The organism is Pseudonocardia kongjuensis, from assembly GCF_039526905.1.
GTDB classification, from domain to species: Bacteria; Actinomycetota; Actinomycetes; order Mycobacteriales; family Pseudonocardiaceae; genus Pseudonocardia; species Pseudonocardia kongjuensis.
Genome location: NZ_BAAAJK010000003.1, coordinates 220,742 through 233,377, shown reverse-complemented (window position 1 = coordinate 233,377; position 12,636 = coordinate 220,742). Strand labels below are relative to the sequence as shown.

At 75.9% G+C, this 12,636-nt stretch carries 14 protein-coding genes; 4 read left to right on the top strand and 10 right to left on the bottom strand.

Features of this window, described 5'->3' with window-relative positions; genetic code table 11:
- Nucleotides 1-236: 236 nt before the first annotated feature.
- A complete protein-coding gene (locus ABD160_RS04150) occupies nucleotides 237-1,157 on the top strand; it encodes an endonuclease domain-containing protein (RefSeq protein ID WP_344018368.1) in 921 nt (306 codons plus the stop codon).
- Between the two features lie 441 nt (nucleotides 1,158-1,598).
- On the opposite strand, the gene purU is transcribed toward ABD160_RS04150, so the two are convergent.
- Together purU and ABD160_RS04140 are read right to left on the bottom strand one after the other, a co-directional pair.
- Nucleotides 1,599-2,477 (bottom strand): formyltetrahydrofolate deformylase, encoded by an 879-nt coding sequence (purU, locus tag ABD160_RS04145; protein WP_344018366.1) that lies wholly within the window; start codon nucleotides 2,475-2,477, stop codon nucleotides 1,599-1,601.
- A complete protein-coding gene (locus ABD160_RS04140; protein WP_344018364.1) occupies nucleotides 2,477-2,974 on the bottom strand; it encodes a DUF2505 domain-containing protein in 498 nt (165 codons plus the stop codon). Before ABD160_RS04140 ends, purU begins: the two co-directional genes overlap by 1 nt.
- A gap of 22 nt (nucleotides 2,975-2,996) precedes the next feature.
- Between ABD160_RS04140 and ABD160_RS04135 the strand changes: the two genes are divergently transcribed.
- Together ABD160_RS04135 and ABD160_RS04130 are read left to right on the top strand one after the other, a co-directional pair.
- Entirely contained in the window at nucleotides 2,997-4,046 is a 1,050-nt protein-coding gene (locus ABD160_RS04135) for a UDP-N-acetylmuramate dehydrogenase (RefSeq protein WP_344018362.1), read from the top strand.
- Between the two features lie 60 nt (nucleotides 4,047-4,106).
- On the top strand, nucleotides 4,107-4,316 hold the full coding sequence (locus ABD160_RS04130) for a hypothetical protein (protein ID WP_344018359.1): 210 nt from the start codon (nucleotides 4,107-4,109) through the stop codon (nucleotides 4,314-4,316).
- 4 nt (nucleotides 4,317-4,320) lie between these two features.
- Here the strand turns inward: ABD160_RS04130 and ABD160_RS04125 are convergent, their stop codons facing one another.
- Nucleotides 4,321-5,061 (bottom strand): SDR family NAD(P)-dependent oxidoreductase, encoded by a 741-nt coding sequence (locus tag ABD160_RS04125; protein ID WP_344018357.1) that lies wholly within the window; start codon nucleotides 5,059-5,061, stop codon nucleotides 4,321-4,323.
- Between the two features lie 23 nt (nucleotides 5,062-5,084).
- The gene (locus tag ABD160_RS04120) at nucleotides 5,085-5,366 is read right to left on the bottom strand and encodes a DUF2530 domain-containing protein (protein ID WP_344018355.1); all 282 of its coding nucleotides are present in this window, start codon (nucleotides 5,364-5,366) and stop codon (nucleotides 5,085-5,087) included.
- Nucleotides 5,367-5,431: 65 nt separating this feature from the next.
- On the opposite strand from ABD160_RS04120, the gene ABD160_RS04115 reads away from it, so the two are divergent.
- Nucleotides 5,432-6,865 carry an NCS2 family permease gene (locus tag ABD160_RS04115; RefSeq protein WP_344018352.1) on the top strand — a complete coding sequence of 478 codons (1,434 nt, stop codon included), beginning with the start codon at nucleotides 5,432-5,434 and terminating at the stop codon, nucleotides 6,863-6,865.
- 175 nt (nucleotides 6,866-7,040) lie between these two features.
- Here the strand turns inward: ABD160_RS04115 and ABD160_RS04110 are convergent, their stop codons facing one another.
- The 6 genes from ABD160_RS04110 to ABD160_RS04085 form a co-directional block, all read right to left on the bottom strand.
- Complete coding sequence (locus tag ABD160_RS04110; RefSeq protein ID WP_344018350.1) at nucleotides 7,041-7,970, bottom strand: glycoside hydrolase family 16 protein; 930 nt, start codon at nucleotides 7,968-7,970, stop codon at nucleotides 7,041-7,043.
- Nucleotides 7,971-8,047: 77 nt separating this feature from the next.
- A complete protein-coding gene (locus tag ABD160_RS04105) occupies nucleotides 8,048-8,962 on the bottom strand; it encodes a glycoside hydrolase family 16 protein (protein WP_344018348.1) in 915 nt (304 codons plus the stop codon).
- A gap of 15 nt (nucleotides 8,963-8,977) precedes the next feature.
- Nucleotides 8,978-9,520, bottom strand: a complete 543-nt coding sequence (locus ABD160_RS04100) for a hypothetical protein (protein ID WP_344018345.1) — start codon at nucleotides 9,518-9,520, stop codon at nucleotides 8,978-8,980.
- Nucleotides 9,517-10,623 (bottom strand): VldE C-terminal domain-containing protein, encoded by a 1,107-nt coding sequence (locus ABD160_RS04095; protein WP_344018343.1) that lies wholly within the window; start codon nucleotides 10,621-10,623, stop codon nucleotides 9,517-9,519. The genes ABD160_RS04100 and ABD160_RS04095 overlap by 4 nt, the downstream gene beginning before the upstream one ends.
- Entirely contained in the window at nucleotides 10,611-11,309 is a 699-nt protein-coding gene (locus ABD160_RS04090; protein ID WP_344018341.1) for a hypothetical protein, read from the bottom strand. The genes ABD160_RS04095 and ABD160_RS04090 overlap by 13 nt, the downstream gene beginning before the upstream one ends.
- Nucleotides 11,306-12,505 carry a hypothetical protein gene (locus tag ABD160_RS04085; protein ID WP_344018339.1) on the bottom strand — a complete coding sequence of 400 codons (1,200 nt, stop codon included), beginning with the start codon at nucleotides 12,503-12,505 and terminating at the stop codon, nucleotides 11,306-11,308. The genes ABD160_RS04090 and ABD160_RS04085 overlap by 4 nt, the downstream gene beginning before the upstream one ends.
- Nucleotides 12,506-12,636 lie beyond the last annotated feature (131 nt).

Sequence of the window (12,636 nt, the reverse complement as noted above, 5' to 3'; positions counted from 1 at the left end):
GGGCGCCGCGCCCCGCGCCCCGCGCCCCGCACCGCGCCTCGCGCCGCCCCGCGCCGCGCCCCGCACCCCGTCACCCGCCGAGATGCAGATCAGCGGGAATTGTGGATCTTTCCGGCCCGCTCATCTGCATCTCGGCGGGTGACGGGGTGCGGGCTGCGCGGGTCGGAGGTTCGCGATCGCGACCGGGTGCCGGGGTTCGGCAGCGGCGGGTCCGGGCGGCGCGCGACCGTCCCCGGATGACGGTTCCCGGTTTGCCCGAGGTGTTCCGCGGCACGGTGGCGGTGGCCTCGGGCCTGGTCACCCCCGATCTGTTGCGCGGGCCGCAGTTCGCCCGGGTGCTGCCCGACACCTACGTCCGGGCCGAGCTGTGCCCGCCCGATCTGCGGCTCCGGTCGCTCGCCGCGTACGCCTGGGCGGGACCCGGGGCCATCCTCTGTGGATACTCGGCGGCCGAGCTGCTCGGCGCCTCGTGCGCACCGCGCGACGCGCCCGCCGAGGTCGCCGTGACCGCGGTCCGGGCCGGGCCGCGGAGCCGCGCGGGCGTCGTCCGGGTCCGGCGCGACCTGCTGCATCCCGACGACATCACCGAGCTCGGCGGCCTCCGGACGACCGGCCGGATCCGGACGGCGTTCGACCTGGCCCGGCGGCTCCCACCGGTCGAGGGCGTCGTCGCGGTGGACGCGCTGGCCCGCGGTGCGTTCGCCCCGGACCTGCTGCGGGAGTTCGCCGCCCGGCATCCGGGACTGCGCGGCGTGCGGAAGGTCCTCGACGCCGTGTGCTGGGCCGACGCCCGGTCCGGCTCGCCGCCGGAGACCCGGCTCCGGCTGATCCTGGTGCGGGCCGGGCTGCCGTGGCCGGTGCCGCAGCATCCGGTCGTCGACGGGCGCAACGAGATCCTCTGGCTGGACCTCGCCTATCCGGCGGCGCTGCTGGGCGTCGAGTACGACGGCGGTGGCCACTTCGCCACGCCCGAGGCGGCCCGGGCCGACGCCCGCCGGCACACCCGGCTCGTCGCCGAGGGATGGCGGGTGTTGCGCTACACCGCTCAGGACATGCGCCGCGCTCCCGGCCGGATCGTCGCGGAGGTCCGGCACGCGCTCGGGCCGACCCACCGAGATGCAGCTCAGCGGGCCGGAAAGATCCACAATTCCCGCTGATCTGCATCTCGGCGGGTGACGGGGTGCGGGTGGGGCGGGCGGGGCGCGTGGCGGGGCGTGGTCCGGGGCGTGGCGGGGCGCGGACGTGGCGGGTTGCGGGGCGGGGCGCGGGGCGAGGCGTGGCGGGTTGCGGGGCGTGGCGTGGGGCGTGGCGTGGGGCGTGGCGCGGGGCGGGGCGAGGCGCGGCGCGGCGCGAGGTGCGGGGCGTGGGTGGGACGCGGCGCGTGGCGTGGCGTGGCGTGGGTGGAGCCTGGCGGGGCGCGGGGCGCGGGGCGCGGCGAGGCGCGGCGCGAGGCGCGGGGCGTGGCGTGGGTGGGGCGTGGCGGGGTGCGGGGCGTGGCGCGGGCGTGGCGGGGTGCGTGGCGTGGGTGGGGCGTGGCGTGGGTGGTGCGTGGCGTGGGTGGGGCGTGGCGGGGCGTGGTGTGGCGCGTGGCGGCCGGGTCAGTGGAAGACGACGGTGCGGTTGCCCTGGATCAGCACCCGGTCCTCCAGGTGCCAGCGCAGTCCCCGCGCCAGCACCAGCCGCTCGATGTCGCGGCCGCGGCGCACCATGTCGGCGGCCGTGTCGCCGTGGTCGACCCGGGTGACGTCCTGCTCGATGATCGGGCCGGCGTCGAGATCGGCGGTGGCGTAGTGGCAGGTCGCCCCGATCAGCTTGACCCCGCGCCGGTGCGCCTGGTGGTAGGGCCGGGCCCCGGCGAACGACGGCAGGAAGCTGTGGTGGATGTTGATCGCCCGCCCGGCCCACGCCTCGCACAGGTGCGCGGGCAGGATCTGCATGAAGCGGGCCAGCACGATGGCGTCCGGGTCGTCGGCGTCGACCAGCTTGCGGATCTCCTCGAACGCGGTGACCTTGCCCTGCTCGCGGAACCGGTCGCCGGCGGCCGGGAAGGGCACGTGATGGAACGGCACCCCGTGCGCGGTCACGATCGGCTCCAGCGACGCGTGGTTGCCGATCACCCGGGTGATCTCCACCGGCAGCTCGCCGGTCCACACGCGTCCGAGCAGGTCGTGCAGGCAGTGCTGGTCGCGCGTCACCAGGAGCACGGCGCGCTTGCGGGTCCCGGTGTCGGAGATCCGGTGCTCCCCGCCGAGCTCGGCGGCGACCGGGGCGAACAGCTCGCGGAGCTCCTCGACGTCGCACGGGACGGACGCGGCGTCGACGACCTGGCGGGTGGCGAACACCCCGGCCTCGACGTCGGCGTGGTAGGCAGCCTCGGTGATGGACGCGCCGAGGCCAGCGAGGAACGACGCGATCCGCGCGACGATCCCGGTCCGGTCCGGGCAGGACAGCGTGATGACGTACCGGCGGCCGGTCATCAGGAGATCTGCTTCAGGGTGAACTCGGTCTCGGCGGCCAGCAGTTTCTCGATCTGCCCGGCCACCGCCTCCTCGATCCGCGATCCGATCAGCGGCACCCGCACGGTCACCTCGGCCCGGATCATGACCTCGGAGCCCCCGTCGACGTCGACGATCCGCATCACCGACCGGGCGGTCGCCGGCGTCCCGACGACCTCGACCGAGCCGGTGCCGTCGTAGCGCCCGGCCCCGCCGGACCGCCAGTGCTCGGTGCGGTCGATCTTCAGGTCGCCGCCGGGGATGAACGAGGTGACCACCGACGGCAGGTCGGTGGCGGAGATGCCGTGCCGCAGCGTGTACCGGACGCCGCCCGGCTCGGTCTCGTAGGCGGTGATCGCGGCCCCCGGACCCCCGAGGTGCTTCAGCTGCTGCTCCAGCAGGTCACGGTCCACCATCGCGGCGTAGACCTTCTCCGCCGGGTGCACGGAGGTGGCGCGGTAGTCGAGCGAGCGCGGCATGCGCGCAGGTTACCGTTGACGGGTGAGCTCCCCCGCCTCGACGACCACCGATCCCCGGCTGAGCGCGCACACCACGCTGCGGCTGGGCGGGCCGGCCGCCCGGATCGTGCGCGCCGAGGGGGCCGCCGAGGTGGTGGACGCGGTCGGGTCGGCGGACGCCGCCGGGGAGCGGGTGCTGCTGGTCGGCGGCGGTTCCAACCTGGTGGTGGCCGACGACGGGTTCGACGGCACCGCGGTGCTGCTGGCCGGCCGCGGGATCGCCCACGAGCGGCGCGACGGGGCGGTGCTGCTGACCGTCGAGGCCGGTGAGGACTGGGACGACGTCGTCGCGGCCACCGTCGCGGACGGGCTCGGCGGGCTCGAGTGCCTGTCCGGCATCCCCGGCCGCACCGGCGCCACCCCGGTGCAGAACGTCGGCGCCTACGGCGTCGAGATCGCCGATCTGCTGGTCGACGTCGATCTCTACGACCGCCGGACCCGCACCGTCCGCGAGCACGTGCCGGCCGCCGCGCTCGGGCTCGCGTACCGCACGAGCGTGCTGAAGGGCAACGACGACGCGATCGTGCTGCGGGCCCGGTTCGCGCTGCACGCCGACGGCCGCTCCGCCCCGATCCGCTACGCCGAGCTGGCCCGCACCCTCGGCGTCGAGCCGGAGACCCGGGTCGATCCGGCGGCGGCCCGCGAGGCGGTGCTGGCGCTGCGCCGCGGCAAGGGCATGGTGCTCGACGCCGCCGACCACGACACCTGGTCGGCCGGGTCGTTCTTCACCAACCCGATCCTGGACGCCGCCGACGCACCGGCCGCCGACGGGATCGCCGCCTGGCCGGCCGGCGAGGGCCGGGTGAAGCTGTCCGCGGCCGGGCTGATCCAGCAGTCCGGGTTCGCCCGCGGCCACGCCGGCCCGGGCGGCCGGGTGTCGCTGTCGACCCGGCACGTGCTGGCGCTCACCCATCGCGGCGGCGGGACGACGGCGGACCTGCTCGCGCTGGCCCGCGAGGTCCGCGACGGGGTGGCGGCCCGGTTCGGCGTCGCCCTGCACCCGGAGCCGGTGCTGGTCGGCTGCGCGCTCTGAGCGGCCGGGTGCGCGCCGGGCGCCCGTGAGAAACCGGCCCGGAACGGGTACGCACCCGGCATGAGCGCCCCGCAGAATCCGGACGTCCCCACCGACCGCGCCGAGGCCCGGGCCACCCCGCTCCCGGAGGAGCAGGGCACCGGCGCGCCGGACCGGGACGGCGCGGAGGAGATCCTGCGCGAGTCCGAGGAGCGGATCGCGGGCGCGGCCGCCGGTGACGAACCGGCCGACGACGCCGAGCAGCGCCGCCGGTCCGAGGAGACCCTGTAGCGCCTCAGCCGCGCCGGTGCCGCCGGGTGCCGGACGCCTGGTCGCGCGGCTTGAGCACGATCTGGTCCAGGTTGACGTGCGACGGCCGGGTCGCGGCGAAGACGATGGTGTCGGCCACGTCGTCGGCGGTCAGCGGGGTCAGCCCCTGGTAGACCTTCGCGGCCTTCTCGGCGTCGCCGTCGAAGCGCACCTCGGAGAACTCGGTCTCGACCATGCCGGGGGCGATCTCGGTGACCCGGATCGGCTCGCCGAGCAGCTCGCCGCGCAGCGTCCGGTGCAGCATCGCCTGGGCGTGCTTGGCCCCGGTGTAGCCGGCGCCGTTGTCGTACCAGTCGAGCGCGGCGATCGAGGTCACGGTGATCACGTGCCCGTCGCCGGAGGCGCGCAGCTTCGGCAGGAACGCCTTGGTCAGCCGCAGCGTGCCGAGCACGTTGGTCTCCCACATCCAGCGCCACTGCTCCTCGTCGGCCTGCTCGACCGGGTCGAGGCCCTTGGCGCCGCCCGCGTTGTTGACCAGGACGGCGGCCTCCGGCACGGCCTCGTCGAAGGCGCGGACCGAGTCGGCGTCGGTGACGTCCAGCGGCAGCGCGGTGCCGCGGATCTCGTCGGCGATCTCCTGGCAGCGCTCCACCCGGCGGGCACCGAGGACGACGTGGAACCCGGCCTTCCCGAGTGCGCGGGCGGTGGCGGCGCCGATCCCGGAGGAGGCGCCGGTGACGACAGCGGTCTTGTGCTCGGCGGTCATGCCCCGAGCCTAGGTGGCCGGTGTCAGCCGGGCTCGACCCCGCGCTGCGCGGAGCGGTCGCCCCGGCGGGCGGCCGCCCGCTGCACGGAGAACACGAGCGCACCGAACAGGCCGACGCCGAGGCCGGCGATGCACGTCCAGAACACCTCGCCGGGGCCGGTTCCGGCGACGAACCCGGTGCACAGCGCGATCCCGGCGGCGATCGCCCACACGGCCATCCCGCCGACGATCACCGGCGGTGACTCGTAGAACCGGGACGGCAACGCGGGCGGGGGCGGCGGGTCGCCGTCGTGGGATGCCGTCACATCCTGCACTGTAACGACGCGTACCGCCGGACGGCGCAGCGTTGCGCCGCGTCTAGGGTGTCGCCGTGATCGAGCGCTACTTCCGCGTGTCCGAGCGCGGGTCCACGATCCCCCGGGAGCTGCGCGGGGGACTCGTCACCTTCATGGCGATGGCCTACATCATCGTGCTGAACCCGCTGATCCTCGGCAGCGTCACCGCGACCGACCCGTCGGCGAAGACCGACGCGCTCGGCGGCATCCTGCCGCTGGCCCAGGTCGCCGCGGTGACCGCCCTGGTCGCGGGCGTGATGACGATCCTGTTCGGGGTGCTCGCGAACTATCCGTTCGCGATCGCCACCGGGCTGGGGATCAACACCCTGCTGGCCGTGACCATCGCGCCGCTGATGAGCTGGCCGGAGGCGATGGGCCTGGTCGTCATCAACGGCCTGATCATCGTGATCCTCGCCGTCACCGGCTTCCGCACCGCGGTCTTCAACGCCGTGCCGACCGAGCTGAAGACGGCGATCGCGGTCGGCATCGGCGCGTTCATCGCGATGATCGGGCTGGTCGACTCGGGCTTCGTGCGCCGGCTGCCGGACGAGGCCAACACCACCGTGCCGGTCGGGCTGGGCATCGACGGGTCGATCGCGTCCTGGCCGACCTTCGTGTTCGTGCTCGGCCTGCTGATCGTCGGCGTGCTCGTCGCGCGCGGGGTGCGGGCCGGGATCCTGATCGGCGTCGTGCTCAACACGGTCATCGCGATCGTCGTCGAGGCGCTGGCGCAGGTCGGGCCGGGCGGGCCGGACAACCCGGGCGGCTGGTCGCTGGCGGTGCCCGAGCTGCCGTCGCAGATCGTCGGGATGCCGGACCTGTCGCTGGTCGGCCAGGTGTCCTTCGGCGCCTTCGCCCGGCTGGACATCATCACCGTCGTCCTGCTGATCTTCACCCTGGTGCTGGCGAACTTCTTCGACGCGATGGGGACGCTCACCGGGCTCGGCAGGCAGGCCGGGCTCAACGACGAGCAGGGCAAGCTGCCGAACGTCGGCCGGGCACTGGTCGTCGAGGGGGCCGGCGCGGTCGCCGGGGGTGCGGCCTCGTCGTCGTCGAACACGCTGTTCGTGGAGTCGGCGGCCGGGATCGCCGAGGGCGCCCGGACCGGTCTGGCGAACGTGCTGACCGGTCTGCTGTTCCTGCTGGCGATGTTCTTCACGCCGCTGTACGCGATCGTGCCGGTCGAGGCCGCCGCACCGGCGCTGGTCGTGGTGGGTGCGCTGATGTTCCGGCAGATCACCGGGATCGAGCTGGACGATCTGCGCACGGCGATCCCGGTGTTCCTCACCGTCGTCGTCATGCCGTTCACGTACTCGATCGCGAACGGGATCGGCGCCGGCTTCATCTCCTACGTGGTGCTGGCCGCGCTGACCGGCCGGGCCCGGCAGGTGCACCCGCTGATGTGGGTGGTCGCGGTGCTGTTCGTCGGGTACTTCGGCGTGGGACCGTTGCGCGAGCTGCTCGGCTAGGAATCCGCTCTTGCCAAGTAAGGCTAGCCTGAGCTAACTTACGTCTCGTCGCTTCGTGGTGGGAGCGGCGCGTCAGTTCGGGACAGGAGAAGGCCCCGGCTCCCACAGGAGCCGGGGCCTCCTTCTTTCCCCAGTCACACCGTCCCGCCGCCGAGCGAGGACGGTGCTCCGCCGGTCAGGGCGCGTAGATGCGCACCCAGTCCACCTCGAAGTCGAGCTCGTCGGGGGAGGTCTCGTCGAGCGGGGGGATCCAGTCCTTGCCGTACGGGCCGATGTCCTGCTGCATGGCCAGGTGCATCGGGCGCGGCGGGATGTGGTCGGGATCCATCGTCCGGAAGACCTCGACGCCGTCGATGTAGAACACCACCCGGTCCGGCAGCCACTCGACGGCGTAGTTGTGCCACTCGGTGAAGTCGCCGGTGATCGTCTTGCCGACCTGGCTGTTGTCCTCGCCGTAGTGGACGATCGTGTGCGTCTCGGAGCGGTCGCCCTTCGGGATCTCCATGAAGTTCAGCTCGCCGCCGACCGGCCAGTCCTCGGCGACCGGCCAGAGCAGCGCGACGTCGCCGTAGCCGGTGCCCGGGTTGGTCTTGGCCCGGATCTCCCAGCGGCCGTACTGCATGCCGCCCTTCCAGTGCAGGCCGGCCGAGGTGAGGCCGCGGCTGGTGAGCAGCAGCCGCCCGTCGCGCACCGACAGGTTCTCGGCCATGTGCCTGCCGACGCCGCCGGTGGTCTCGCCGGTGTAGGGGGCCCAGCGGTCCAGGTCGAGCTCGGTGCCGTCGAACTCGTCGCCGGCGATCATCCGCCAGCCGTGCCGGACGCCGGCCTCGGCCTCGGACCGCGACGCCGGGTCCAGCGCGGCGACCTGGTCCGGCCGCTCCTGGTCGTGCATGCCGCCGGGGGACTCCTCGGGCGCCGGTGCGGCGGCCGGCGGGGTGTCCCGGCCGGAGCCGCCGGTCAGGTCGACCGACGCGGCGACGCCGACGACGCCGGCCAGCGCACCGACCGCGAGCAGCGCACCGAGGACGGTCGGCCACCGGCGCCGGCCGGGCGCCTCGGGATCCGGCGTGCGGTGCCGTGCCCGCTCGGGTGCCTCCTGCTGCACGCCGTCCTCCTTCTCGTGGCGACGCGCAACACGCTAGGGAGGCCGGCCTGTGGCGACGCTGAGAGCCGGTGCGGGCGTCACCCGAGCGGGTACTGCCGGACCCAGTCGACCTCCATCCGCGACTCGCGCACCTGGCCGCCCTTCGGGAACCAGTCCAGCTGGATGCACAGGTGCATCGGGCCGGGCGGCTGGACGGTCGGATCGGTCGCCTCGAACCACTGCTCGCCGTCGACGTAGGCGGTGATCCGGTCCGGGGTCCACTCGACCGCCCAGTTGTGCCAGCCGGTGCCGTCGATCTCGACCGCGCCGTCGATCTGGGAGTTGTCCGGTCCGTAGTGCACGAAGATGTTCGTCCTCTGCCGGGTCGGGTCCATCATCTCCATGAAGTCGATCTCGCCGCCGACCGGGAAGTTCTCCGCGGTCGGCCAGAGCAGGAGCAGGGCGTTGTACGACGGGTCGGACGCGGGCGCCCGCACCCGGCCCTCCCAGCGGCCGTACTGCTGGCTGCCGTCGGTCCAGGCCATCCCGGCGGTGTTGCCGTCGGCGTCGCCGGTGATCGTGAGGACGCCGTCGGCGACGCTCACCGCGTCCGGGGTGCGGCGGCCGTTGCCCGCGTGGCCGGGGCCGTCGTAGATGTTCCAGCCGGAGAGGCCGTCGTCGAAGTCGTCGGAGCGGACGGGCTCGCCCCAGCCGTGCCGTTCGGCGGCGGTGCTGCCGCTGCCCTCTGCTCTGCTCACCTGTTCGTCCGTCCCGCCGTCCGCGATGTCATCCCGCGATGGTGCCGGGTCGTCGCCGGAGCCGCCCGGATCGTCCGGCCCGGAGGTCCGGTCCGGTGCGGCGACCTGCTCGGAGATGCCCGGAGCGGGCGCCGGGCCGTCGTCGCCGGGCGTCACCCCGATCAGCTCGCCGCCGGGGCCGAGTACCAGCAGCAGCACCGTCACCCCCTTCGCGACCAGGGTCTTGATCATTTCTTCCAGCTCGCCGGCGGTCATCGCCCGCTCCTCGGGTCAGTCGCCCACGTCGGGCGTGTCGGGGGTGATCGGGGTGTCGGCGGCGACCAGCCAGCGGCCCGCGGGACCGCGGTGCAGCACGACGCGGGTCCGCCACCGTTCGGTGCGCGGCGGGGCGCCGACCGCCGCGGTCGCCGTCCGGATCCCGGCGACGAACGCGACCCGCCCGCGCACCGGGTCGCTCCCCGCCGGTTCGAGCGCCTCGACGACCGCGATCCGCCGCTCGCCCGGGCCGGGCGGGTCGAGGACCGGGAAGCCCGCGCCGCCCGGGATCGCGTACCCGGCGGCGTCCCGGCGGGTCGTTCCGGCGCTGCCTGGGGCGCCGCCGTGGGCGGCCGCCAGGTAGGCGCGGGCGACCGCCTCCGGGGACGCCGGCAGCACGGCCGGGACCGGCGGATCCGGTCCGCGGTCCGGGCCGGGATCGCCGAGTGCGGTCCGGTCGTCCACGGTCAGCACGCCACCGTCCGGCGGTGCGGCACCGGGTGCGACGACGAGCAGCAGCACCGTCACCGGGGCGAGCAGCACGAGCGCGATCGTCACTCCGCGAAGCTGATGTGGATGTGGTCGTAGTGACCGCCGGTCGGGTCGGACGTGTCGTAGATCCCGCCACCGGTGTAGCGGCGGCCCCAGCCGGTCCCGTCGTCCCGCACGGACGGGTCCCAGTAGCGGCCCTGCCAGATCAGGTAGCGGATCCGCAGCGGTTCCGCGTTGGCCGCGAGCCAGTGCGTGATCCGCCAGCCCTCCGCCAGGTCCGGCTCCTCCGGGAAGCGGCCCGCCGGGCCGGTGAACAGGTCGCATGCGCGTCCCTTCGGGTGATCGGAGCGGGGGTTGTGCCGGTGCTCGTCCCAGCAGCCGACGGTGTCGATCACCGGTTGGAACGCGGCCCGGACCGCGGCGAGGCCGTGTGCGGTGGCGCCGGTGAGGCAGCCGTCCGGGCGGACCGGATCGGGTTCCCGGCAGGGCGTCGGCCCGCCGGTCCAGGCCGGTGCCGGGGCCGACGCCGGATCGGCGGGCGGCACGGCCGCCGGGGGAGCCGGCGGGGGAGCGGCCGGGGTGCCGGTCGAGTAGTCGGCGACCAGGTCGTGCACCGCGTCGAGGTAGCGGCGGACCGCCGACGCGCACGCCTGCGAGCAGCCGGCCTCGCCGGCGACCGGCACGCCGGACGCCGAACCGGTGACCCGGCGGCAGCCCGCGATGTGGCAGACCAGCATCGCGTCGAGCACGGCGACGTCCTTCGGCGTGGTCGCCAGGTGCCCCGCGGCGGCCCGCAGCGTGGCGCAGAGCCACGGCACGACGGTGCGCAGGTGCGCCGCGGGATCGGTGAGCGCCGGATCCGGCCAGGGGGCGCCGCCCGCCGCGGTCCAGGTCCGCTCGGACACCTGCAGCAGGCCCGTCGCGGAGCCGGTCCGCAGCTCCGGGTCCCAGCCGGACTCGGCCTGCACCTGCGCGACGACCCAGGCGGGCGGCAGCTCCGGGCAACCCTCGGTGGTGAGCTCGGTGACCAGCGACAGGTGCGGCCGGGCGGCCTCCGGGACGCGGTCGACGTCGATCCCGGACGATCCGGGCGGCTCCGCGGCGGCGGCCGGGGCGGGCACGGTCAGCAGGGCGGCGAGCAGGGCGGGCACCAGCATCAGCGGTCGCACGGGTCACCGGGCCCGGTCCGGGGGAGCGGGACGGCGCCGCGCAGCGGGCGCAGTCCGCCGCCGGTGCCGGCGACCAGCGGGTGCGCGAGCCGGTCCCCGGCGGTCAGTGCGGCGACGATCCGGCCGAGCGCCTCGGCGTACCGGCGGACCGCGGTGGACGGCGCGGAACGGATGAGCACCGTCCCGGCGTCCGACCAGGGATCGGGCGATCGGGTCCAGCCGGGCACCGCGGGCAGCGCGACGACGGCCGCCCAGCCGGGGCCCGCGGCGGCGGCGTCGAACCCGTCCGGCTCCGTCCATCCGGGGTGCAGTGCGAGCACCGGTGCGCCGGGGCCCGGCCGCGGTGCGACCCGGGCGGCGGCGGCGAGCCCGGCCACGGTGTCCCGGCACAGCAGCACGTCCGGCAGGAGATCGGTGCCCCCGACGACGCCGAGATCGCGGGCCCGCAGTGCGCGCGCGACGGTCGTGGTGCCGACGCCGCCGGCGAGCCCGCCGACCGCGGGGACGCGGCGCGCCCCGGCCGCCCCGGTCAGCCCGGCCGACCCGGTCAGCCCGGTCAGCCCGGCCGACCCGGTCAGCCCGGTCAGCCCGGCCGACCCGGTCAGCCCGGTCAGCCCGGTCGCCCCGGTCGCCCCGGTCGCCCCGGTCCCTCCGGTCGCTCCGGCCGACCCGGTCCCGCCGCTCACCGGGGCCGTCCGGCGAGATCGTGCGGACTCGGCGTGCGCTGCCCGGGCTCCGGGCCCGCGTCGACGACGAGCCGGTCACCGTCCCGGGCGACGGTCACCTCGATCCGCACCCAGCGGGCGGCCAGCCCGCGCCAGCCGCGGGCCGACGGGGCGGGTGCGGCAGCCGGTTCGCCGAGCGGACGCTCCGGCTCCGGCTCGGGTGCGCCGGGCGTGCGGGCGTCCACCCGGCGGTACGGGACGACCCGGACCCGGACCTCGACCAGCACCCGTTCGCCCTCGCGCCGGACGCGGCCGGGCAGCACCAGATCGGCGCGCTGGCGGCCGGTCCCGGTCCAGCCGAGCAGGGCCGCTCCCACCGGTGACGACAGGTGGGCGCCGAGCGCGCGGCCGCGCCGGTCGGGATCGTTCTCGTCCCAGGAGAGGAGGTCGGCGGCGAACGCCCCGGCCAGGGCGGCGGCCGCGGCGGGGTCGACCGGGTCCGAGTGGTCCGCGTCGTCCGGGGTGGTCGCCGGGGGAGGGACGGGGTTCGCCCCGTCGGGCGGCGGGGTGGTCGGCGGGGGCCCGGGTGTGGTCTCCGGTGGGCGGAGTGCCTCGGTGCCGGGCGTGGGGTCGTCGGTGCGTGGGGTGGTCGGTGGGGGCCCGGGTGTGGGGTCGGGTCCGGTGGGTGTGGTCTCCGGTGGGGGGAGTGCCCCGGTGCCGGATGTGAGCGTGTCGGCGGGTGCGGTGGTCGGTGGGTGCCGGGTCCCGGGGTCGGTCCCGGCTCCGACGGGGGGAGCGGCCGTCGGCGCCCGCCGCGTCTCGATATCGGGCCCGGTGGCCGGCCCGGCGTCCGGGTCCGGCGGCGCCGTCCCCGGCGCGGGCGCCGGGCCGTCGGCGGTGGAGCGGGCGGGTGCGGTGAACACCGCCGGCGGATCGGCTGCGGGGCTGACCGGCGGACCCCATCCGGCACCCTCGGTACCGGTCTCGGCGGCGCCCCGGGCCCGGAGCGCCGGGAACCCGAACGGGTCCGTCACCGGCTCCGGATCGGCGGGCGGATCCTGCGCCGGGCGCCTGGGTGTCCAGAGCGCGGGCCGGGCCGCGGCCGTCGCGGGACGGGTCGACGGCGGCGGGCCGGGGACCGGCGGCGGATCGTCCAGCCAGGGATCGGGGCCGTCGTCGACCGGCTCGGAGCGGCCGAAGAGGCGGAACCGGGACATCGGCTGCGTCACCGGTGGGCGGGACCGCACCGCGGTCCCGGCGGCTGCTGCACGGACATGGCGCTCCGACCTCCTCACGCGCCCGGGGCGGTCGCGCGGTGGAGGACGGTAGGAAGCAGCGGCCCGTGCCG